Genomic DNA, 22,328 nt, shown 5'->3' on the forward strand with positions numbered 1-22,328 from the left:
AAACCCCGGCTCGACAGGAAAGCTATGCGCTCACGCATAATAAATATTTCAGTGAACTTCTGACCAATTCAAGCGTTCGGCATTGCGAGCGCGTGAGCCAAAGCCGCGAGCGAAACGTAGGGAAATCCGGCGCTTTGGATTGCCTCGTCGTTTCGCTGAGAATCGATCAGAGCTTCTTTAGTACTCTGAGGATTCGAAAATGGTTTCGCCCTACTCCTCCTTATCGCACCCTGTCGAGCAGCCCTGGCAATGGCCCTTCTTTTTCCAGAGCGAGCGGTAGAGGAGATAAAGCGCTCCGCCTATGATGGCGGCCGCTATGATTATATCCGGAAGTCCCATGACATCCCTCCTTTCGAGGCTACCCGAGCCCCAGGAGCCTGCCGCCCTGGTAGATAATGAACGCCGCGGTCCAGGCGAGCGCGCTCTGGTAGGCGAAGGCTATGCCGAACCACTTCCATGTGCCGAACTCGTGTTTCATGGCTATGGCGACCACAACGCATGGCATGTAAAGTAGCACGAAGACCATGAAGGCGTACGCGGTAAGAGGCGTGAACGCGCCCTGCACGACCTTCCGTAACGATTCCCCGCTTTCGTCTTCCGCCGATATGCTGGCTATACCTATGGTTGAGAAGACGTTCGTCCCGGCGTCCCTCAACGCCCCGCCGAAAGAGGTGACGACCTCGGCAAGGTCCTCGCCGAAGGTGGGCGGCTCGCCCCCGTCCTCCTCCGCGGCCTCCGATATGTATATCTCCCCCATTGTACCGACCACTATCTCCTTGGCGATAAGGCCGGATATGAGGGACGAGGCCGCCTCCCAGTTGCCGAAGCCGAGCGGCGCAAGCACCGGCGCTACCGCCTGCCCCATCTGCCCGAGATACGAGTCCTTCTTCTGCTCGACCCCCCACGGCAGGTTGAGCATGAACCAGATGAGAATCGAGACCGCGAGTATGTAGGTGCCGGCCTTTATGAGGAAGTGCTTGCCCTTCTCCCACGTGTGTATCACAAGGCTCTTGAAAGAGGGCATCCTGTAGGGCGGAAGCTCCATTATGAAGACCGGCGCCTCCCCCCTGAAAAGGGTCCTTTTGAAGACCATGCCCGCGAGCACGGCAAGGACTATGCCGAGGACGTAGAGCGACCAGAGGACGGTGCCCGCGCTCGCCGCGAAGAAGACGCCCACGAAAAGCACGTATACCGGGAGCCTGGCGCCGCAGGACATGAGCGGTATGAGGAGGGCCGTAAGGGCCTTGTCCCTCGGGTTCTCGAGCGTCCTCGTCGCGTATATGGCCGGCACGTTGCAGCCGAAGCCCATGAGCATGGGTATGAAGGATTTCCCGTGGAGCCCCATCGAGTGCATGGCCCTGTCCATGACGAACGCGGCCCTGGCCATGTAGCCGCTCCCCTCGAGGAAGCTTATGAAAAAGAGCATGGCGAATATGACCGGCACGAAGACCAGCACGAAGCCGACACCCGCGATTATGCCTTCCGTAACGAGCGAGACCGTCCAGTCAGGGGCGGAGACGGCCCCCATGACCGCAGCCGCCCACCGGCTGAACGGCCCAGCCGTCACGCCGTCTATCCAGTCCACGAAAGGACTGGCGATGTCGAACGTGAGCTTGAACATGACCCACATGGCCGCGAGGAATATAGGGATGCCGAGGATGCGGTTGAGGACTATGGCGTCTATCTTTTCCGTAAGCTCCCTCTTCCTCGTCTCCGGTTTTTTGAGGACCTCCCGCGAAAGGCCCGCTGCCTGGGCGTATCTCGCGTCGGCCATGAGCGACTGCATGTCCTCGCCGTGCGCTTTTTTAAGATGCCCGACAACCTCGTCGCCCGCGAGCAGCTGGCCGACGGAAGCCTCTCCCGCCAACACCTCGTCTCCCTCCAGGAGCTTGAACGCGAGCCAGCGCGCCGGGTACTTCTCCGCAACGCGCGGTGCCGACTCCTGCATCTTGGAGGAGAGCGACTTTACGGCGGCCTCAATGTCCTCGCCGTAATTGAGCGCGCGGGGCTTGTGCGCTTCGGGGTCCCGGGCCGCTGAAAGGGCCGCATTGAGTAGCTCATCGAGACCTTTTTTCCTGGTCGCCACGGTCGGGACGACCATGACCCCGAGGAGGCCGCTGAGCTTGGCTATATCGATGGTGATGCCCTTCTTCTCGGCCTCGTCGTAGATATTGAGCGCTATGACGACCGGGATGCCGAGCTCGAGGAGCTGGACGGTGAGGTAGAGGTTCCTTTCGAGGTTGGTCGCATCGACGACGTTTATTATGACGTCCGGCTTCTTGTGCACCAGGTAGTCGCGAGCTATTATCTCCTCCTGCGTGTACGGGCTCAGGCTGTAGGTGCCCGGCAGGTCCACGAGCTTCAGGTCCCTGCCCTCGAAGGAAAATGCGGCCTCCTTCTTCTCCACAGTGACGCCGGGCCAGTTGCCTACGTGGAGCCTCGTGCCGGCTATCGCGTTTATGAGGGTCGATTTGCCGGAGTTCGGGTTCCCAGCGACCGCGATCGCCACCTTCCTTTCGAGAGAACGCGCACCCGGCGCCCTTTTATCAGCAAGCTCAACAGAGCTCATCTAAGCACCTCCACGCTTATGCCCTCAGCCTCCCGTTTTCTGAGAGAGAGCTTGTAGCTCTTTATGGTAACCTCTATGGGGTCCCCGAGCGGCGCGACCTTTTCGACCCTCACTTCCTCGCCGTGGACAACGCCCATGTCCATAAGCCTTCTCTTCAGCGGGCCCGTCACTCCGAGGGAGATTATCCTGCCTTTTTCCCCGGGCTTTAGCATGGAAAGGTTCATGGCTATATCCTCCTCAGGAATATCTTCATTGCCATGCCTCTGGCGAGCGCTATCCTCGATTCGTCCACCTTTATGAGCATTGGCCCGCTGCCTTCGTTACGCAGCACCTCAACGACCTTGCCGCTCCTTATGCCCATGTTCTCGGCATGGCAGCGGCTCTTCTCTTTTTCCAGGCATTCCGCCCCGGCCTGGATTTCGGCTGCGCCGGCCTTTATCTCCAGCACCTCGCCCTTCTCGCCCGACATGAAAAGCCCCAAAGGCATCATGGCTGCCTCCTTCCTTAATGCTTATGCCCGGTTTGCGCGGCTCAGAACTCGACCGCGAGCTGGACTGTTACAACGTCCCTGTCCCCGGCGTCGTCCGCGAACTCGCCGTGAAGGAACTCGATTGAAGCCGAAACGTTCTCGAAGAGAGCGTACGAGGCGTCGACCCCGTACTGCCTCTTGGGAAAGCCCGCGAAGTCGTCGCTACCCTCGTACTTGGCCGCCATCTCGAGCTTATCCGAAATGTCGTAGGCGACCTCGAGATTATAAGCCATTGGCTTGTCTCCACCCGCATTGGCCGAGGCGAGGTCCGCAGGGTCGAACCTCTTTACAGCGGAAATTATTTCCGCGCTGACCTGGACCGCGCCCCTTGTGACGCCGGCAAAGACGCCCCATCCTGCGATGGTATCCGCCATGAATGGAGCGTTTGCGACCGGAAGGCCCGCGTCTGTGTCTGCGATATCGGAAAGGTAAAAGGCGCTGAGGACTATATCGTCATTCGGTGCATACGTAACTGAAAGGACATAGTCTCTCACGTCGTCCTCTTCGCCCTGTTCGGCCACCGAGCCCCTGAACGCGCCGGCGGAAAGCCCGAGCGGGCCAGCCGAGTATGAAAGGAGGAGCGCCGTCTCGTTAGTCTCCCCGAGTTCGAGCGTCAACGGGTCGGATATGAAATGGCTCTCGAACACCCCGAATGGCAGGTACATCTTCCCGGCAGTGAGGCTCACGCCTTTTGAAAGGTCAATGGTGATAGTGCCCTCGTCGAGCGCAACGGGGTCAGTATCGTCCTCCTCCCAGAGGAAGAGCACGTGCGCCCTGACCCGCTCGTTTATCTCGGCGTCGACCGCGAGCTCGACGGTTGCGAGCGTTATGTCCGAGGAGTTGCCGTCGACGTAAGCCTCGACCTCCAAAAGACCGCCGAACCTGATCCTGTCCGATATCATGGACTTTAGCCCAGGCTCTTTTTTCTCCTCGAGCGTGTGGTACAGTTCTGACTGCGACTTTTCGATCTTGAGGAGCCGTTCATTCAGGTCGCCCAGCTCGTCGGCGACGGCAAGCTGAGGTGAGAGCGCCAGCACGCCTGGGACAATTATCGTAAGCACAGCTTTAGAGAGTCTATTCAGGAAAAACCGCATTGCAAGCCACCGGAACGGATTATTTTGATTCTGAATATCATTTTCAAAATGCCGTGTCAACAACTTTCTTCAGGGAGGCCGGGGAGGATGCGCGGACAATCCATGGGGGCGCGCATGCAGGCCGAGTCAAATAGCTGAAAGTATTAAGAAAATTATAGCAGGGTTTTTCCAGGGTGTCTTACAGGAGAATATTGATGGGACGGCGGAAACGGCGGCCCGGATGGTGCGGGCCGAGGACCGCAGGCGCGGCCCCTCCCCGCCCTCAGGGCTTGTTCTTCTCGCTCCGGAGCATCTGCCTCTGGCGGGCGAAGATGTACTTTATTATCTTGTCGCGGGTGGTGTCGTCTATGTCCGTGTACTTGACGGCCGTTTCAAACCCGTCCGCAATGGGGACCGACCTCACGACCTCGCATTTTAGCTTTATGACGTGGGCGTAGGTCGGGAGAAAGGTCTTGAGCACGAGCCTGTCGCCGACCTCGAACTTCTCCTTGGCCAGGAACCTCAGGCCGCCTCCGCTTATGTTTACTTCCCTCGCCTCAGGCATGTTGAAGCCGTTTTTTTCCGAGAGGTGGTTGAGGAGTATGTTGAGCTTCTGGTTTATATCGAAAAGAAGCTCGTAAAGCCTCGGGTTCTCCTCGGGCCTGGGCTCTATCTCGTCAAAGAGGAGCTCCCAGTCGAAGACCGTCTTCTGCTCCTCGGCCCCTTCCCCGAGGGCCTCGTAGTAGACCGGTATGACGTCGCTCGTCCTTACGAACTCCCGCCTGGGGTCCTGTTCCATCTCTTCTTCGCTCATGTCCTACGCCTTCAGAATTTCGCTTTCGAGGAACGCGCTCACGACTTCCGGATCGAACTGCGTGCCCTTGCACCTCGTTATCTCGTCCCTTGCCACGTCTATCCCGAGCGCCCGCCTGTAGGGCCTCGTGGAGGTCATGGCGTCGAAGGTGTCGGCGACGCTGAAAATGCGAGCAACGAGCGGTATCTCGCACCCGGCAAGCCCCATCGGGTAGCCGTTGCCGTCCCACCTCTCGTGGTGGTAGAGGACGACCGCCTTTTCCGAGGTCAAGAGGTTCAGGGGCCTCAGTATCTCCTCGCCCCTGACCACGTGGCTCTTCATTACTTCACGCTCCTCGACCGTGAAGTTCCCCGCCTTGAGGAGTATGTCGTCGCGGACCCCTATCTTCCCGATGTCGTGCAGGGGGCCCGCGAAGCTAATGCTGTCGATGACGTCCTGGGGGCACCCCATAGCCTTCGCGATCTTGACGGCGTATTGCGTGACCCTGTGAGAATGGTCTTTCGTGTAGGTATCGCGGGCGTCCAGTGCGTTCAATAGCGAGTTCATGGCGGCTATGATGCTCAGGAATATGTTCTCGGAAAGGGCTATGTTCTCGAGCTTGAGCGCAGCCTTGGCCGTGAGGTTCAGAAGGAGCGACAGGGCGTCGTTCGTAAGCTCCTTTCCGCCTGTTTTTCCCGCAAGGCCCAGGATAACCACGACTTCCCTGTTGATGACCAGCGGAGCAAGGAGCACCGGCACGGAGCCGAGGCCAGGAAGCAGGCTTCCGAGCGCCCCGCCCCCGGAGGCGAAATACGAATAGGACTTCGTGGAGATGACCTCGCGGAACGGGTCGTCATTCGTGCTGAGCTTCATGCCGACTATGGATGGGCCGCTTTCATACCCGGCAGCCCCCCTGACGACAAGGTCGTTCGTGTCGTGCTCCGCGACGAGCACGAAGGCCCGCTCGGAGTCCGCGATTATCTGCGCGATGTCCATCGTCTTCCGGAAGATGTCCTCTTTTTCGTTCACATCGTCCAGCGACTCGCTTATCGTGTGGAGTATAGAAAGCTCCTTTATCTTGTCTTCGAGCCTCTTCCTCGCAAGCTCCGGAAGGGTGCCTATGGCCCTGGTCTTGTCGACAGGCCGGCCGGCGGCCTCGGAGCCCGCGTTCCTCACGGCTTTTCTTACGATAATCTCCAGCTCCTCGGCCTTGAACGGCTTTGGCAGGAAATCCACGGCCCCGAATTTGATGGCCTCGACCGCGAGGTCTATGGAGGGGTATCCGGTTATCATGATGACCGGCACCGCCGGGGCGGACTCCTTCGCCATGCGGAGAAAGTCCATGCCGCCGATACCCGGCATGTTGATGTCCGCCAGGACCGCGTCGAAACGCTCTTGCCTCAGGGCCTTTATCGCCTCCTCGGCGTCCCCGAAGTCGGATACCTTCCAGCCCCGCCTTGAAAGTATCTCGGAGAGCGCCTCGCGTACGCTCGTTTCGTCGTCGACGAGCATTATCCTCAGCTGTTCTATCTGCAACAACCTTGCTGCCTGCAACTTGAAATCCCCTCCAGTCAGGTCTTTGGCGCGGTCTTCTTGGAGAACCTGTCGGCCTCCCTCATATACTCCTGGTACTTGAGCGGGTTGAGTCCGTCCTTGTGCGCGGCCTCGGCCAGGGCCTCCCGGTCCCGCCCGGACCCTGGAGCCTCGGCGCCTGTCCCGAGCGCCTTCTTCAGGACGGCTATTTCGCCGTAGGCGGTCCGGAGCTCCTCCAGAAGGTTCCTGTTCTGCAGCATGAGCCTCAGGCGCTCGCAAGCGTTCTTAATGACTATCATGAGCTCGTCGAGCCTGAATGGCTTCGCGATGTAGTCGTACGCGCCGGTCTCTATGGCCTTGACCGCGGTCTCTATCGTGGCGTAGCCGGTTATTATGATGACGAGTATGTCGCCGTCGAGCTCCCTTATGCGCTGAAGGAGCTGGAGGCCGTCCATGCCAGGCATCATCAGGTCGGTTATGACCATGTGGAAGTGGTCCATCCTGAGCTTCTTCAGCGCCTCCTCGCCGTCCCTGGCGAGAGACACTTCATAGCCCCAGTTCCTGACCGCTTCGATAAGGAGCTCCCTCAAATCGAGGTCGTCGTCCGCTATGAGTATCTTGAATTTCTCTTCGGACATCTTCGTCCAGCTCGCTATCCCCTGGGCAAAACGCGCGATGCGCCCGGCCCGGAAAAGATGAGCCGGGCGAAGGATAAATAATGTTTTCCTGGTTGAATCAGGATAGTCACTGCCTGCCAAGTCAGGCCAGGCATGTTAACGGGCATGGCATACCACGGTCAGTACCCTTTGTACGGTCCCTGCCCGGAAATCCTGGCCTGTATCTGCGAGAGTATGTGCTTTCTCTTGCCGTCCTCGGATATATGGACCTTGTCCACAGCCCCGGCGCTTTTTTCCGGCTCCTTACGCGCTCCCTTTTCAAGCTCCGGCAAGCCCAGCCCCGCGATAACAGTCCCGTCGACTTTTATCATGCTCCCCTCCCCGCAGTTCCGACAAGGTCATATCGACTGTCAAAGAGGTATACTTGAGGCGTTTTTAACATTTCAAGGGCTTGAGAAGGAAGAAAAATCTGAAGGGGGCATGGCATTAAAAGTTGCTGAAAAACCCAAAATCACATCCAGGCTGCTCAAAAAGGTCGAGATGCAAGGAGTCGCGAAAAATGAGGAATGATGAGTACTTATCTTGTACGCCGCAATGACGAATTTTGAAGACGACGCCGCAGATTGGCCTTTTTCAGCAGCCTGTTAAGGCCCGGTCCGTCTCACATCACCGGGAGTAGGCCTTGAGCGCGCTCCGTCCGGTCTTTACCTGGCCGAGCTTCGACGAGATGCCGCCCATGACGGCCCGCACCTCTGAGGCGAGAAGGTTGTCGTTTTCGAGGAGCTTTTCAAGAAGCCGCCGGGCCTCCGTGTCATTGCAGCCCTCGACTGGAAGGCCCAGGTCCAGGAAAAGCCTTTCCCTTTCGGCCTGACAAGCCACAAACTCATCTATTCTTTTTTCCTTTATAAATCGAAGCTGTATAGTAGAAATCTCAAGCAGCCTGTTAAGCTTTTCCCTGAGGGCCGATCTGTTAAGCTCCACAGCTTAAGCTCCTCGGCTCAGCCCTCTCCTGCTTCTGCCTTTCGGTCGAGATGGCCTCCCAGCCGGCCTTGAGCTCTGATATCACCCTGTTCACCGGCTCTATACTGGAGGCGTCGTTTTTAAGGTTCGCCTCGGTGAGGGCCAGGGTGCAGAACTCATAGAGCCTTGCGAGGTTCGAGGCTATCTCGCCCCCCCCGTCGCCGTCGAGGGCCGTAGTAAGCTCGCCGATTATCGCGAGCGACCTGTTGAGATACCTGCCCCTCCCGCCTATGTCGTTATTGCCGATGGCCATCTGGGCGAGCTTGTTGAAGCGCAAAATCCCGTCGTAGAGCATTATGATCAGGCTGACCTTGTCGGCCGTCATTACCTGCACGGTCTGGTATTTGGCTACGCTCAAAACGCCCCCCCCCCTAAATAGTTCAAAAGAGTGGCCCCCTGGCTCTTGAGACTCGCGAGCATGGTCTCAAGGGTCATGAACTGCGCCCTCAGCCGCTCCTCGTAGGTCACAAGGTGGTCCTCTTTCCTCCGTATGTCTTCCTCTATCCTCTTTATGTTCTTGTCTATGCCGCTCTGGCGGTTCTTTATCCTGCCGTCCACGATGTCGTTTATGCCGTTCGCCACCTCGTGGATGAGCTCGCCGAAGCCGGAGACGTCCCCCTTCGTGAAGAGGCCCAATACCCCTTCATAGTTCTCAGAGAGGGCGCTCGTGAACTTCGATGAGTCGAGCGTAAGGAGCCCGTCCTCGCCGGTCTTTACGCCGACGTGCATAAGCCTGTTCATGTCCTCGGGCAGCCCGCTTATGGCCGACCCGAACACCCTCCTCAAGTCCTCCCAGACGCTCCTGGCGACGCTGTCGCCGAAGAAGGGGCCTCCCTTCTTGGTCTCGCTGTCGTACCTGTTGTTGGACTTGATATAGCTTACGACGCCGTTGTACGCGTCAATCAGGGCCTTTACCTTCTTTTCGGCCTCCTCCGTGTCCCTGTCGACTGAAAGAGTGACGGTGGCCCCCGGGTCGGCTGCCTTGAGGTTGAGGGTGACTCCGGTAACGAGGTCCGATATCGTATTGGAGGACCTGGTGACCGGCAGGCCGTCGATTGTCAGCGTGGCGTCCTGGGCTTCCTGGAGCGTTGTCGAGAAGACGAGGTCAGTGTCGTTCTGCGTGACGTTTATTGCGGCGGCTGTCCCGGTGGTGTCGCTCTTCAGGACCAGCCTGTAGGAGTTCCCGCCCGAGCCGTCGTTTACGATGGAGGCTGTCACCCCGGCATTGAGGGCGTTTATGGAGTCCTTGAGGCCCGCGAGCGTGGTGGTAGAGTCGACAGAGACGGTCTCTACGTCGCCCCCGCCCACCTGGAAGCTGAAAGAGCCGGCTCCCGGCGAGATTACCGCCGTATCGGAGCTCACTCCGTCCGCGGCTATCTTGTGGGCCTTGGCAAGGGTGTTTACTGTTATCTCGTGGGTGCCCGCCGCAGCGGACTGGCTTGCGGACGCCGTGAAGTACGTGCTGTCGCTTACGGTCGCCTTGAAGGAATTGAAAGCGTTTCCGGTCCTCAGCGCGTTAGCGGCGGTTACGAGCGCCGAAACCTTGTTGCCGAGCTCCGAATACGCGGATTTGGCCTTGTTGAGGACTGTCTTGTCGTACTCAAGCTGGTTCAGGGACTGCTTTCTTATGCTTACGAGCTGGGTTATGAGCGACTGGTATTCGATGTTGCTCACGACACCCGAAGTGGCGCTTATGCTCATGGTGCCCTCCCGTCCGGGCGTTTAGGAATGGTTTTTATTGAGCATCCGCAGAAGCTCGTCCATCCTCTTCCTGATGGCAATCATCTCCTCGGACGGTATCTGCCGTATGACCTCGTCCGTCTCAGGGTCGATGATCTTGACGAGGACCTCTTTCAGGCGGCTGTCGGCCTCGAACCGGAGCTCGGTGTTCATCCTCTTCAGGTATATCCGTTCATCCGACGCGGCCTTGTCGAGCTCGCTTGCGCTCTCGGACTTATCCGGGCCGGGCCCGGCGGACGCCTTCTCCTTTTCGGCTGGCTTTTGCGGCTCGGGACGCCTCGCGTGCTCGATATCGATTGCAGTGACGCCTTTTATTTTTTCTATGCTCATGTCGCGCCTCATAGCGGGCGGGGATGGCAGACCCATCCCCGCCCCTGCTACGGACCCGTCGGATTACGGGATTATTACCTCAGGAGTCCAAGTACGTTCTGAGGCAGCTGGTTCGCCTGTGCGAGGACCGAGGTGCCGGCCTGTACCATTATCTGGTTCCTAGTGTACTGGGCGGTCTCCATCGCGAAGTCCGCGTCCCTTATCCTCGATTCCGCGGCCTGGAAGTTGGTGTAGGTGACCTGCAGGTTCGAGAGGGCTGCGGTAAGCCGGTTGCTGGACGCACCGTAGATGGCGCGGGCGTCGTTTATGGTCTTGAGTGCGGTGTTTATCGAGCTCAGGGTATCGAAGGCCTCGGCCCTGGTCGATATGGCCCCGGACACGAGCCCGAGCACGCCGGTCGTGAGCGCGTTGAGGCTTACGCTCAGCTCGTCGTTGGAGGTGTTCTTGAAGCCTATGAACATCGTGAGCGCGGCGGTGCCGCCGTCGAGGATCTTGTATCCGCCAAATTCCGTGGTGGCCGCGATCCTGTCGATTTCCTTGATGAGGGTGTTGAACTCGTCGCTGTAGTAGGACCTGTTGTCGTCGTCCAGGGTGCCCTGGGCAGCGCTGGCGGCGAGTTCGCCCATCCTCGTGACGATGTTGGTTATCTGCTCGGCGGCCTTGTCGCTTATCTCCATCGCGCTTATGCCGTCATTGATGTTCCTGATGGACGCCTGGATCATCCTGGACTGGCTGCGGAGCTGGTCCGCCCTGCCGAGGCCGGCGGCGTCGTCGGCGGCGCTGTTGATCCTGAAGCCTGACGAGAGCCTGGAAACGCTTACCTTGAGCTGGGAGTTGGTGACCGCGAGGTTCTGCTGTGCTACAAGAGCGGATACGTTGGTATTGATTACGAGTGACATTATGATACCCTCCTTAGTGTTTGGTTCGGCATCCTTGCCGTTTTTTTTCGGGTCCTGCCCCGGCCTTTTCCGACCTGCCTCCCTTTCGGCCTGTCTTGGGCTGAAGCCCTCTTAATGCTATTATCGGAAAGCCGCCTGGAATCCTTTAGGGAAAAATCAGGCGTTGAAGTGGAAAAGTTTCTCCTCCATCTCCCCGACAAAGGGCGAGAGCTCGTATTCCATGAGGTCGGCGAGCGCGACGTGGTCGCCGGATTCCCTTGCCTCCTTCATGTCCTCGAGGAATTTGACTATGGGGCCGAAGTAACCGGCCGGGTTGACGTTAAAAAGGTCCATGTTATACTTCTCTCCGCCCTTGACCAGGGCGTCTATGGTCCTCACCACCTCGACAAGGCCGTCGAAAACCGACGAGAACGACGCGTCCGCCCTGGTGTTCCCGGTCCTGAGATCGCTTATGCAGAGCTTTATATTGTCCCCGGTGACCCTCAGGTATTCCTGGGCGAGGTCGAGTCCCTCGAGCGCCACCTCCTCCATCGAGGCGGTCTTGAGGACAAAGCCCCTGTGCACGGAAAGGGGTTTCTTCATGACTTCGGTACCCCTCCACCCCGAAAGCCTCTCCCCGTCGACCCAGAGCTCCATTACGAAACGCCTGTGGGACGTGAGGTCCTTCTCGACCGCGTCTATGAGCTCCCCTATCGTAGAGCTCCTGCCGCGGTCCTCGAAATCCAGCCTTGTGTCGTCCAGGTATACCTCGGTCATGTCTGTATTCTCCTCAGGTTCGTAAAGTGACTTCCCTGGCCCTGTGCGCCCCTGCATGGCGCTTGAGCGCCCTGGATGCGGCCAGCAGGACCGGCCTGTACCTTTTGCAGGCCTCGGCTACCTTGCCGTAGGAGGAGGCCATGGAATCAAGCTCCTGCCTTATGAGCTTTTCCGGATCGTTTTCGTCATGGTCGTCCCGCAGGCGCTCTTTGAGCCTGTAAGTATTTTCCATCAGCGCTTCCCATATGAAAGGCGAGCTCTCGGCGGACTTGAAAAGCCTCTCCTCCAGCCTCTTGATCCTCGCGACACCTGACTCTATCTCGCGCGGGTCCAGATGGTCCCTCAGGAGCTTCCTTATGGAAGATACTTCCTTGAGTATAGAATCGGCAAATCCGCCCGCTTCCTTTAGCTTCATCTGCATGGCCTCAAGGGACGATGAAAGCCCTTTGAGATCGGCAGGTTTGGCCGAGGACCTGGCGGCGCTTATGACATCATCGAGCATGACTTCATTTATTGCACATTTTTCAAGCACTTGGGAAAGCGGGATGTGCTCCATCCCCTCGATATAGGCCCCGCCCTCGGTCGCGTTTATCACGTTGAGGGGAACACCCTTTTTTTTCACCACGGCCAGGTAGTTCTCGAACCACTGGTGGAAGGTCACCCAGTCGTACTTGCTCGGCACGGGCTTGCCGTCGACGCCCTTGAGCCACATGAGCTTGAAGGCGCTTCTTGCCTTTTCGCTCAGGGTCACATAGTCCTCCTCTACGACCACCTCGCCTTTTTCAGCGTCTATCCTGACGTCCTGGGCCATATAGACCCCGCCCTTCGCGTGAGTGCCGCTTTCGCCGAAACACAGGTCCTGGCCTATGAAGATTATCGGGCTGCACCCGAGCATGGCCCCGATATCGAGCGCGGCCGTTGTGACGCTTCCGCCGCTTGCGGGGAAGTAGTCCGAGCCGAAAAACCCGGCGTGCTCCTGGCCGAGCGTCATGAACGGGCTGAAAAAGACGAACTTTTCCTTTACCTCCCTCGTGAACATGCCGGGGTGCGAGACCTCTCCGAGTATGAGCCTGGTCTGCCGGTCGTTTTCGTCATACGCGAAATACTCCGGTAAATCGACCTTCTCGGAGGCTATTATGAAGTCCGGCACCACACCGTGCTTGAGGAGCGGCTTATAGGCGGTGATGGCCGCGATGATTACGGCCTTGCCCCTGGCCTCCCTGAGTAGATGGGCGTTCTTATGGAGAGACGGCCCCGCGCCCGCGATTACGAGGGGCAGCCCCTTTAGGCCGTCCCTCAAGGCGTCTATGGGCGTGCAGTCCAGTATCTGCGGGATGTTCTCAAGGTAGTTCCTTATCCAGGCCCCCCTGGAATCCATATCGGTCCTGATATTGACCTTGTTGCTTACCTGCGCGTTGTTTACCTTGTTTATGAAATCGAGGTACTCCTTCGGGAAGCTCATCTTGTAAGGGCTGGTCGTATAGCAGAGCAGGTCGTCGAATCCGTCCATCTGCCTTACCTTCGCGACCACGCCCTGCGTATCGTCGCAGAGAAAGACATCGTCCAGGGCGAGCATGCCTGAGAGGTCGGCCTGCCTCAAGACCCCGTTAAGGACCTCCGGCGAGGGCTCGTAGACCACCACATTTTTCTGTCCTTTTTCAACAAGCGCCTTGAGGAGATGCCCGCAGCCGAGGCCGAAGAGGAGCACCCAGTCCGCCTTTTTCGATACAAGCTCCTCAGCCTGCGCCACTGCCTCCTTTGCCGGGTCGTACGCGCTATGGAAGAGGCGTCCCATGTGCCTGAATGTAGGCTCCCCGGATTTGGCGGCCTCGACTTTTACGGATTCGCCGCTCCATCCGGCAATGCGCCCGGCGAGGGCCGTGTCCTTTTTCCCTATGGCATCGAGGTTTTTCGCAAGCGGCCCCATATCCGTCAACTCCTCACTGCCCTTATCGTGAAGACGGCCTCGTTAAAGCCTCTCCATACCCACCATGCCGTATCGTCGAACTCGCCCAGCGAATGATAGACCCGGAGGAAGAAGGAGTCCTCGCCGGTGAGCTCCATGTATCTCAGCATGGGGACGGTATATAGCCTTGCCTTGTCGGTCGATATCTCGACTGCCTTCTCCCTGTCGCCTATCCTCAGCCAGCCCTCGGTCGCGCCGAGGCACGAGCTTGCGGAAACACCCTGGCTGACGGGCTCCTCATGGGCGAGCGAACGCCCGCCGAGGATGAACCTCTCGGGGCCGGAGCCGCCGTTGACGGTCTCGAACCAGAGGCTGTCGCGGTCGAAGCTCGAAGGGACTAGGGTGAATATCCCCGCCCTAAGCGACGACGCCGTTAGGCCGTTGACCTTGAGCCTGTAGGTTAGCACGACCTCAGGCTCGGTCTTCGAGATGTCGTACCTCTTCCAGAGGACCCCTATGTCGAGCGGGCTTTTTACTAGTACGCTTACCTTCTCGCGCTCCTCCTTTACCTCCACCTGCGAACGGCCGAGGTCGGCCGTCTGCTTCCCCTCGCGCGAGGTATGTATAAGGTGGCCGCTGAAGTAGTCGGCCCCGAGCCTAATGTCCTCGTAATGGCCGTGCGGAAGAGTTCCAAGAAGAGGCGATTTCGAAATGGACGGGAAGACGAGGGATTTTATCGCATAGCCCTTGTTAGGCATGAACTCGGCAATAACGGCCGGTGTCGAAACCTTCAGCTCGCTTTCGGAAGACCGGACCTGCGAGCGCCCTTCAGCGCCCATTGAGGCGCCGTCCACGCGCCCCTCCTCTCCTTCCAGTGCGAGCGCCGGGGACACGGGGTTTCCTCCGTACACCCAGGCAAGGAGCGGGGTCCTGTGCTGGTGGTTTCCGAGGAGCCTTTCCGTCTCCATCTTGAGCCACCCGAGCCTGTTCTGGAACCAGGCGTACTTCTCGTCTATCGTGTTGGTCCTGTAATCGCTCCCCCAGAGGTCGCAGAGCACCTCCTTGAAGTCCTCTATAGGTTCCTTCTCAAGGGCCCCCTGCCTGATGAGGGCCTTCAGGTTATTGTAGACCCTGTGGCATTCGGTATTCACGTGTATGCTGTCCCTGCCCGAGGCGGCCCAGCGGAGCGGGTTGTACTTCTCCTGTTTCTTGCATACCACCGGGGTCTCGGCCGACTCGAGCCTTATGAGGTTCCCGGCGCCCTTGCTGCCCCTGAGGGATTCGAGCATGCGGCCCGGAGTAGTTAGCCTTACCCTGGGGTCCTCAGCAGCCTTCCTGAGCAGGCGGGCCATCCTCCCGTGCTCATCCGCTGCCGTCGGCTCGCCACCTGGCCTGTATCCGAAGACCTCGGCGTCGTTACTGTAGGCCGTGAACCCCCTCTCCTCGTCCCCGTCCTTCGGAGCGTGGGAGAAGAGATACTCGAAGTACTCGGCCTCGGGTATCTCGCCGTGCACGCACCTCTGGAACTTCTGGAAGGCGATGGAATGGCTCCATATGACTTCCACTTCGGTGGAAAGTCCGGCTGCCCTCTGCGGGAGGTACTTGTATTGGAGAGGGTACCTGTTATGCTGGAACGAATTGTTCCAGTCCATGATTATGGCCTCGTACCCGGCTTCCCTGTAAAGGTCCACGATGCCCCTTGAAAAGGTCTGCTCGTTTACGAGGGCTATTTTCGGCCTCCTGCCGAGGAGGTCGAGATAATATTTGTTCCCCAGCTCCAGGTTCCACCTGTTCACATCCGTCGGCACCAGCGGGAATATCGACTGCGAATAGCCCGAGCCGATGAACTCGCATCTACCCTCGTCCCAGAGCGAACGGAGCCTCTCGATGAAATACGGGTCTATGGTGTTGACCTCCTTGAGAGTCCAGGCCGTCATCTCGACGGCGACAGGTATGCCGCTCTCTGCAAGGCCAAGGAGCGGGGCATAGCACCTCTCGACCACGAGAGGGAAATGCTCCCTCGGGATGGAGGAGAAGGCAAGGTTACAGTGGAACATCGTGTACAGGTTAAGCACGGGCTAAGCCTCAAGCCATTTGAATTTCGGGTCCGTATTGGGCCTTAATATCCTGTTGTCACCGGCGAGGAACCAGAGGTAGTAAAGTGAATGCCCTGGCATGGCAGATACCGGGTGATAGCCCCAGGGTATTGTTACGGCGTCATAGTCTTCTACCATGAAGGAATGGCTTCCCTGTTCGCCATATATGGCCTGGGTGCCGAAGCCGGTTGCCGGGTCGAGCCTGAAAAGATATATCTCCTCCATCCTGGCCTCCTGGCCGGGGATTTCGGTATCGTGCTTGTGGGGAGGGAAGCTCGACCAGCCCCCGGGAGGGTTGAATGTCTCGCCGAGGACAAGCCTCGATGCGCCCTCCTCAGGGCCGATTATATCCACGACCTTCCTCTTCCAGGCGTCCCTGCCGACCGTCTTCTCCTTGCCCGAAGGCACGTGGAAAACGGCCCTCTTTTCATCCGTCCTGGCCTTGCATAACGCAAGCTCGCTGTATCTTGAGGCCTTGATCGCAGCGCTCGAACCCCTCGGGATGTAAAGGGCGGAGCCCGGGGTTTTCCAGACGCTCTCCCTTTGAAGACTGTACGCGCCGCCCTCAACTGAAAAGCAGGCATCGCCGGCAAGCGGGACTATGGCCATTTCATACTCGCCTGTCTCAAGGGTAAAGGAGTCTCCTGTATCGAGCACAAGGAGGTCGAGCGCAAGGCATTCAAGCTCCCTGCCGCCAAAGACCGTGTTCAGCCCCTTGTCTTTCGCCGCCATTTTCTTTATTGGGCTAAGCATGTTTCCTCGCGGGAACTGTCGTTATCCTCAATGTCCCGGCAGCCGCTTCCCAGTTTTCCAGCGCTTCGGCCCGGGTGCCGCCTACCGCGATTATGTAACATACCCTGTGGGCGCAGTTCCTGTATGGAAGGACCTCATCACCGGGCTTTACCATCAGGAAGACCTCCTCGACCCCGGGGCGCCTCCTCACCTCTTCAAGGCCCTCTATCGAGCTTACGATCCCCGGCTCGGGAAAGACCGCCTTGCAGATTGCGGTCCTCTCAAGGGAGGGAGTGAAATAATCTTCCCTTACCGGAAGCCCTGTTGCGAGGGCTATGGCCATCTTCTGCGGCTCGAGACCTGTCGCGAGCGGCGTCGTGTACTGCGAATGGAAGCCGCCCGAGAGCCTCGCCGGAAGCTCGAGGACCATCGGCCCCTTTTTCGTCATAATGGTGTCGGCCTTGTACGGGCCGAATTCGATGCCGAGCGAAATTGCGGCCCTTGTCACGAGCCCGTAAAGGCCCTCCTGGGCCGTAATAGAAAGGGCCGTGGGGTTCGTGTGGCCGGTCTCTATGGGGAAAGGCCGGAAACCGAAGTGCCTGTCCACGATGCCGAACCTGTAATGCCTGCCGGCGTGCGCGATAAGCTCCACGCTCTGCTCGTCTCCCTCGACGAACTCCTCTACGAGAGCGGTCCTGGTGGAAGAATGGTTTTTTGCGTCCTCAAGGGCCTCGGGAAGCTCATCAAGTGAATCTATCCTCCGCGAGCCCCTTGATGCCGCGTTGTCTATGGCTTTCACCATGCAGGGGAAACCGACCTTGCTTGCCGCCATCCGGGCCTCTGAAAGGCTTACGACCTCTTCGGCGTAAGGAGTCGGGACCCTGTCCGCCAGCCACCTCTTCTTCATGAGCCACTTGTTATTCGACCTCTCGGCGGCCTCGACTGGTATGCCGGGAAGGCCGAGCGCGCTCGATACCGAAGCCGCTGTTATGGCTACGTCCGCGCCTGCGACAACGCCGCCCAGATTGAGGCGTTCGCGGTTCTCAAGCGCCCATCTGACGTGCGCTTCGGGGTCTTTTATATCCAGCACGAGCGCCTGGTCTGCCTCTTTAAAACCCTCAGCCTCCGGGTTCCTGTCAGAGGCGATTGTATAGAGCCCCATGCCCCTGGCTTTCCGTATGAGAGAGACCTGCATGGGGCCCGCGCCGAGTATCAATATGGATTTCCTTGTCATCATATGCCCCAGGCGAGAAACCCGCCGTCTACCGGGATAACGGCGCCGGTCACGAAATCGGACGCCGAGCTCGCGAGATAGACGGCAGTCCCGGCCAGCTCCTCGGCCCTGCCGAGGCGCTTCATCGGGGTGTTCGCCAATATCCTCTCGAGCCTCTCGCCTACAAGCACCTTCTCGTTCAGCGCGGTCCTGAAGACTCCGGGGGCTATGGCGTTCACCTGTATGTTGTCAGGGGCGAGCTCGACCGCCAGGTTCATCGTAAGGAGCACAAGACCCGCCTTTGACGACGTGTACGCTGCCGCATCCTTTAGCGCCCTGAAAGAACCGAGCGAGGCGATATTGATTATCTTCCCGCTGCCCTGCCTCTTCATTATCGTCCCGACGGCCCTGCATACCCTGAACGCGCCCGTGAGGTTGGTGTCGAGTACGCGGCTCCACTCCTCTTCGGTCACTTCGAGCGTCGGCTTTTTAAGGTGCACCCCCGCCGAGTTGACGAGTATGTGTATACCCCCGGCCTTTTCCGCGGCCTCCTGGACGGCATGCCTTACCGATCCCCCGTCGAGTATGTCCATGCGGACCGGGAATGCCGAGCCGCCGGAGCCCTCAATGAGGCGCACTGTCTCGTCGAGCTTCGATACGTCCCTGCCCGCAACCGCAACGGTCGCGCCCGCCCTTGAGAGGCCGACGGCTATGGCCTGACCGAGGCCGCTTCCGCCCCCGGTCACGAGGGCCGTCTTGCCTGTGAGGCTGAAAAGTCCTGTCAATTGCCCACCTTCCTTGCCCTGAGCGCGATGGTGTCGCCTATGCAGAGGCGCTTCGTTATCGTGTCTATGACCCTTTTATTCAAATCGGGTATCGAGCCCCTGGGGTTGCAGCTCCCGAACCTTACCCAGCTTACGACCGCGAAGCCCGTCTCCGAAAGGAGCCTGAAGAGCGACTCCTGCGAAAAGAGATGCAGGTGCTGGACCGGAAGGTAATAGAGCCACCTGTCGCCGAAAAGCTCGGATATCATGCCCGTGCACGGGGTCTGGATGACCACCTCTCCGTTGGCTGCAAGGACAGACCTTGATTTCTCGAGCATCCGCCTCGGGTCCGGCACGTGCTCTATCACGTCCCAGAAGGTGAGCATGTCATATTCGCCTTCGATATCGAAGAGGTCCTTTACAACGCAGCTGAGGCCGTTCTTCCTTGCGGCCTCGACCATCTCCGCGGAGATGTCTATGCCGGAGCCGTCCATGCCGAGCCTGTTCGCGTACTCGATGAACTGTCCGTTCGCGCAGCCCACGTCAAGGAGCTTCCTGCCCCGTAGCGCGGCACGGTCCAGGCGGAGGTCGGCGAAGGTCAGGTCCTTTTCCGCGAAATAGGTCTCCCTGTACTCCGGCGCGAAATGGAGGTGGTGCCCCAGGTTGTTGAATTCTTTCTCCATGTAGCCTGACTCGTAAAACCTGCTGCATTCCTCGGCTGAAGGGTACTCCGTCATACGCTCAACGCCGCACCCGGCGCACCGCACGTACTGGTATCCGGCGACCGTCGCCGTTGCCGCGGCTTCGGCCCCGCCGCATATCCTGCACCTGTCGAGCTTCATTCCCTCACCCCGTATATGACCATTTCCCGGCCTATGCCGTGCCTGGCCATGAGCTCATACATCTCCTTTTTGAAACCCGCGAGGCCCGGCTCGTTCAGCAAGAGGTCGAGCCTTTTTCTCCTGGCGTGGCATTCCCTTCCGAGGCTGTCGTTCCCGACGTAGTTGTCTCCCATGAGGAGGAAAAGGTCGATGGGGAACATTGAAGTCCTCCCGACAACCCTGAACCCCGACCTTTCAAGTAGGGCCGACAGCGATTCGAAGCTGAAATAATTTACATGGTGCGGGGGGGCGAGCCAGTACTGGCCGAACCCGAGCCTGTCGGTCAATACCTTCTGGACCGGGCTGAAGTCGTTCGGGACGACACAGCATATGACGCCGCCCTTTGAAAGGAGCCCTGCCGCTTCCATAAGGAGCGCGTCGGGCTCCGGCACGTGCTCAAGCACCTCCGAGAGGTGGAGCGCGTCGAACTTCCTCTTGATGCCTGAGGCCGTCTCCTTATTGAAAAAGCCGTTTATGACTTCGACGCCGAGCGTCATTGCGTGGGCCGAGGCCTGCCTTGACGGCTCTATTCCCAGGCCGCTCCAGCCACGCTCCATGCCCCTTTTGAGGAAATATCCGGGGCCTGAGCCGATGTCGAGTATCGAGCGCCGCCCGTCCTTGAGCCTCGATTCGAGAAAATCCAACCTCTCGTCGTAGACAGACCTCCACCAGTCAAGGTCCTCTATGACGCGCTCGATGAATAGAGGCTTTTCGTCCCTGTAATATTCCTCGGCGTAGACACTCTGAAGCTCGGCGGGCCCTGGCACAGGGTCCATGTGTATGAAGCCGCACTCAATGCAGTCGATTATCCCGTAGCCGTTCGCGTTCCCGACGACGCTCCCGGCGTGCTTTATCCCGGCCATCCGTCCCTCCCCGCTTCCCGGGCCCCATCGAGGAGCGACCTTATAAGCGACGCTATCCGGAAAGCTCCCTTCCCGTCGGTAAGGCTCATGGCCTTCGCGGACATTTCCTCCCACTCCCGCCTGTTAGTTTTGAAAAAATCGATTGCCCCGGCTATGCTGGACGCGCTTACTTCCGTCTGGCAGCCTAGGCTCCTGGATATGCCGAGCCTTTCGACTGCGGCGAGGTCCTCCCTGTCGCTCTCGTAATTGCCGATAAGGACCGAGGGCACGCCCATGTACGCAAGCTCGAATACGGTCGTGCCCATTGCCGTGAAGGCCAAGTGGGTTTCCTTCATAAGCGGGGCCAGGTCCTTGACGTTATGGACGAACCTGAACCTACCGCCGCAGCCGGCCATGAATTCCTCGAGGGCGCCTCCGGTCCTGAAGGCCGGCCCTATGACTGCGGTGACCTCTATGTCCCTTACATCGTAGAGGCCCTTGAGCGCGAGCCCGGTCAGGTTGAAAGGGTCCGAGCCGCCCATTGTGACGAGCACCTTCAGCGGCATGGAGTGGCCTGGCCGCTTCCCGTCCCGCGCCCGCCTGAAGTTCTCGCCGATGATTATGTATTCGTTGCCGGAAACGAGGTTGCCGTTCACCCCTCCCCTGTAAAGCGGCGTCGGCATGACTACCGCGTCGGCCTCCCCGGAAGATGAGTTATCTATAAGGACGACCTTCTTGCCCTCGTCCTTGAGTGCGTGCACCTGCTCGCATACGTCCCTTTTGGTGTCTATCACGACGACGCCGCCTGTCAAGCGGCCAGCGTGCCTGCCCGTAATGGGATAGGTGATATGGAAGAGCGACTCGGAGTTGAGCCGGTCTATGACGGGCCGTTCGTTGTTCACGAGGAAATGGAGCGGGAGCTCTTCCGACTCGAGCGCGTGGGCGATGTTGATGCACCGCATCACGTGCCCCATCCCGACGGTGGAGCCGCCCTCGGTCCAGAAAGTCACGCCGTTTTGCACCGGGCCTCCCTTCCCTCCAGGAGGTTCCTCGAGCCCTTCACCCTTAGCGCCAGTTCGAGCGTCGCAATGCCTTCGCGCACGCCGGCGCGCGGGGGAAGCCCCCTCTCTATGCATTCGAGGAAATGCCTCGACTCTGCCAAGTACATCTCGTTTACCTCGAAGCCTATCCTGCCCTTGTACCACTTTCCAAGCTCAGCCGAATAGGTCTCCACGGTACCGTCAAGCAGGTCGGCCCTTATGGTCCCCCTCGATCCGGCCACGACCAGCCTGTGCTGGTTCGCCCTCTGGATGAAATCGGTCTGCCAGTTCACGTACGCCCCGCTTTTAAGCCTCATGACGGCAGTTGCGATGTCCTCGACGTCCATCTCGAGCCCGCTCACCCTGTCTACGAAAGCGAAGACCTCGTCGACCTCGCCGAAAAGCCACCTGATGTTGTCGAGCCCGTGTATGCTCGTCAGGACCACCCCGCCGCCGAGGTCCTTCCTCGCCGCGTACTCGGTCCTGTAATCGGCCTGAGGGTGCCAGTCGGGGAGATAATGCCCGCCGTAGTAATTGACATGGTGGACCTTGCCTATGACCTCGGACGCAAGAAGGCTCTCTATCTGGAGGAATACTGGATGGAACCTGTAGCACATGGCCATCATGGCCGTTATGCCCTTCCCGTCCGCGAGCTTCAGAAGCTCAGTTACCCCGTCCATCTTGTCGGAAAGCGGCTTTTCTATTAGGATGTGCACCCCGCGCCTGGCAAGCTCAAGCGCCATGTCGAGGTGCATGGAAGACGGAGTGCATATGACAGCCGCGTCGGGCAGCTTCGCCAGCGCATCGTTGAAGCTCGTGGTAAAGACCGGCCTCTCGATGCCCCTCGCGGCTCTATCGAGCGCGCCCGCATTCGTGTCGCAGAGTATGAAATCCCTTACGCCGAGGGCCGCCAGGTTCTTTATGTGCCGTTTCCCTATCGAGCCGCAGCCCACCACGAGCGTTTTAAGGCCTTTTCCCATCAATCCGATTCTCCT

The 22,328-nt window shown here is 59.0% G+C and carries 25 protein-coding genes; 1 reads left to right on the forward strand and 24 read right to left on the reverse strand.

Translation table 11 applies throughout. The features are described 5' to 3' along the window. Window positions 1–210 precede the first annotated feature (210 nt). From QY316_07630 to QY316_07670, 9 genes are all read right to left on the reverse strand, one after another. Complete coding sequence (locus tag QY316_07630) at window positions 211–339, reverse strand: FeoB-associated Cys-rich membrane protein (GenBank protein WKZ31790.1); 129 nt, start codon at window positions 337–339, stop codon at window positions 211–213. A 19-nt stretch (window positions 340–358) separates the two neighbouring features. Then, window positions 359–2,569 (reverse strand): ferrous iron transport protein B, encoded by a 2,211-nt coding sequence (gene feoB / locus QY316_07635; GenBank protein WKZ31791.1) that lies wholly within the window; start codon window positions 2,567–2,569, stop codon window positions 359–361. Continuing rightward, window positions 2,566–2,793 carry a ferrous iron transport protein A gene (locus QY316_07640; protein WKZ31792.1) on the reverse strand — a complete coding sequence of 76 codons (228 nt, stop codon included), beginning with the start codon at window positions 2,791–2,793 and terminating at the stop codon, window positions 2,566–2,568. The genes feoB and QY316_07640 overlap by 4 nt, the downstream gene beginning before the upstream one ends. Window positions 2,794–2,795: 2 nt before the next feature. Then, entirely contained in the window at window positions 2,796–3,059 is a 264-nt protein-coding gene (locus QY316_07645) for a FeoA family protein (protein ID WKZ31793.1), read from the reverse strand. A gap of 41 nt (window positions 3,060–3,100) precedes the next feature. Further along, on the reverse strand, window positions 3,101–4,192 hold the full coding sequence (locus QY316_07650) for an LbtU family siderophore porin (GenBank protein ID WKZ31794.1): 1,092 nt from the start codon (window positions 4,190–4,192) through the stop codon (window positions 3,101–3,103). A 262-nt stretch (window positions 4,193–4,454) separates the two neighbouring features. Beyond that, on the reverse strand, window positions 4,455–4,985 hold the full coding sequence (locus tag QY316_07655) for a PilZ domain-containing protein (protein ID WKZ31795.1): 531 nt from the start codon (window positions 4,983–4,985) through the stop codon (window positions 4,455–4,457). Between the two features lie 3 nt (window positions 4,986–4,988). Further along, window positions 4,989–6,500 (reverse strand): response regulator, encoded by a 1,512-nt coding sequence (locus QY316_07660; protein ID WKZ31796.1) that lies wholly within the window; start codon window positions 6,498–6,500, stop codon window positions 4,989–4,991. Window positions 6,501–6,535: 35 nt separating this feature from the next. Beyond that, complete coding sequence (locus QY316_07665) at window positions 6,536–7,135, reverse strand: response regulator (protein ID WKZ31797.1); 600 nt, start codon at window positions 7,133–7,135, stop codon at window positions 6,536–6,538. Between the two features lie 158 nt (window positions 7,136–7,293). Then, on the reverse strand, window positions 7,294–7,485 hold the full coding sequence (locus tag QY316_07670) for a hypothetical protein (GenBank protein WKZ31798.1): 192 nt from the start codon (window positions 7,483–7,485) through the stop codon (window positions 7,294–7,296). Here QY316_07670 and QY316_07675 point away from each other — a divergent pair. Further along, a complete protein-coding gene (locus tag QY316_07675; protein ID WKZ31799.1) occupies window positions 7,484–7,684 on the forward strand; it encodes a hypothetical protein in 201 nt (66 codons plus the stop codon). The genes QY316_07670 and QY316_07675 overlap by 2 nt on opposite strands. Before the next feature lie 96 nt (window positions 7,685–7,780). Here QY316_07675 and QY316_07680 read toward each other — a convergent pair whose 3' ends face one another. From QY316_07680 to QY316_07750, 15 genes are all read right to left on the reverse strand, one after another. Further along, window positions 7,781–8,095, reverse strand: a complete 315-nt coding sequence (locus tag QY316_07680; protein WKZ31800.1) for a flagellar protein FliT — start codon at window positions 8,093–8,095, stop codon at window positions 7,781–7,783. Continuing rightward, a complete protein-coding gene (gene fliS / locus QY316_07685; GenBank protein WKZ31801.1) occupies window positions 8,085–8,492 on the reverse strand; it encodes a flagellar export chaperone FliS in 408 nt (135 codons plus the stop codon). The genes QY316_07680 and fliS overlap by 11 nt, the downstream gene beginning before the upstream one ends. Then, window positions 8,489–9,835, reverse strand: coding sequence for a flagellar filament capping protein FliD (fliD, locus tag QY316_07690; GenBank protein ID WKZ31802.1), 1,347 nt, complete (start codon window positions 9,833–9,835; stop codon window positions 8,489–8,491). Before fliD ends, fliS begins: the two co-directional genes overlap by 4 nt. A gap of 21 nt (window positions 9,836–9,856) precedes the next feature. Continuing rightward, a complete protein-coding gene (locus QY316_07695; GenBank protein WKZ31803.1) occupies window positions 9,857–10,204 on the reverse strand; it encodes a flagellar protein FlaG in 348 nt (115 codons plus the stop codon). Window positions 10,205–10,278: 74 nt separating this feature from the next. Next, a complete protein-coding gene (locus QY316_07700; GenBank protein WKZ31804.1) occupies window positions 10,279–11,103 on the reverse strand; it encodes a flagellin in 825 nt (274 codons plus the stop codon). A 156-nt stretch (window positions 11,104–11,259) separates the two neighbouring features. Beyond that, on the reverse strand, window positions 11,260–11,859 hold the full coding sequence (locus QY316_07705) for a hypothetical protein (GenBank protein WKZ31805.1): 600 nt from the start codon (window positions 11,857–11,859) through the stop codon (window positions 11,260–11,262). Window positions 11,860–11,872: 13 nt separating this feature from the next. Beyond that, on the reverse strand, window positions 11,873–13,786 hold the full coding sequence (locus tag QY316_07710; GenBank protein ID WKZ31806.1) for a DUF115 domain-containing protein: 1,914 nt from the start codon (window positions 13,784–13,786) through the stop codon (window positions 11,873–11,875). Window positions 13,787–13,791: 5 nt separating this feature from the next. Then, window positions 13,792–15,840, reverse strand: a complete 2,049-nt coding sequence (locus tag QY316_07715; protein WKZ31807.1) for a hypothetical protein — start codon at window positions 15,838–15,840, stop codon at window positions 13,792–13,794. 3 nt (window positions 15,841–15,843) lie between these two features. Beyond that, window positions 15,844–16,614 (reverse strand): 5-deoxy-glucuronate isomerase, encoded by a 771-nt coding sequence (locus tag QY316_07720; protein WKZ31808.1) that lies wholly within the window; start codon window positions 16,612–16,614, stop codon window positions 15,844–15,846. Further along, complete coding sequence (locus tag QY316_07725; protein WKZ31809.1) at window positions 16,607–17,830, reverse strand: ATP-grasp domain-containing protein; 1,224 nt, start codon at window positions 17,828–17,830, stop codon at window positions 16,607–16,609. Before QY316_07725 ends, QY316_07720 begins: the two co-directional genes overlap by 8 nt. Continuing rightward, entirely contained in the window at window positions 17,827–18,591 is a 765-nt protein-coding gene (locus tag QY316_07730) for a glucose 1-dehydrogenase (protein ID WKZ31810.1), read from the reverse strand. The genes QY316_07725 and QY316_07730 overlap by 4 nt, the downstream gene beginning before the upstream one ends. Continuing rightward, window positions 18,588–19,412, reverse strand: a complete 825-nt coding sequence (locus tag QY316_07735) for a class I SAM-dependent methyltransferase (protein WKZ31811.1) — start codon at window positions 19,410–19,412, stop codon at window positions 18,588–18,590. Before QY316_07735 ends, QY316_07730 begins: the two co-directional genes overlap by 4 nt. Further along, a complete protein-coding gene (locus tag QY316_07740) occupies window positions 19,409–20,314 on the reverse strand; it encodes a class I SAM-dependent methyltransferase (GenBank protein WKZ31812.1) in 906 nt (301 codons plus the stop codon). Before QY316_07740 ends, QY316_07735 begins: the two co-directional genes overlap by 4 nt. Beyond that, window positions 20,302–21,315 (reverse strand): hypothetical protein, encoded by a 1,014-nt coding sequence (locus tag QY316_07745; GenBank protein ID WKZ31813.1) that lies wholly within the window; start codon window positions 21,313–21,315, stop codon window positions 20,302–20,304. The genes QY316_07740 and QY316_07745 overlap by 13 nt, the downstream gene beginning before the upstream one ends. Next, window positions 21,300–22,313 (reverse strand): Gfo/Idh/MocA family oxidoreductase, encoded by a 1,014-nt coding sequence (locus QY316_07750; GenBank protein WKZ31814.1) that lies wholly within the window; start codon window positions 22,311–22,313, stop codon window positions 21,300–21,302. The genes QY316_07745 and QY316_07750 overlap by 16 nt, the downstream gene beginning before the upstream one ends. Between the last annotated feature and the right edge of the window lie 15 nt (window positions 22,314–22,328).

The organism is Thermodesulfobacteriota bacterium, assembly GCA_030583865.1.
Lineage (GTDB): Bacteria > Desulfobacterota > GWC2-55-46 > GWC2-55-46 > GWC2-55-46 > UBA5799.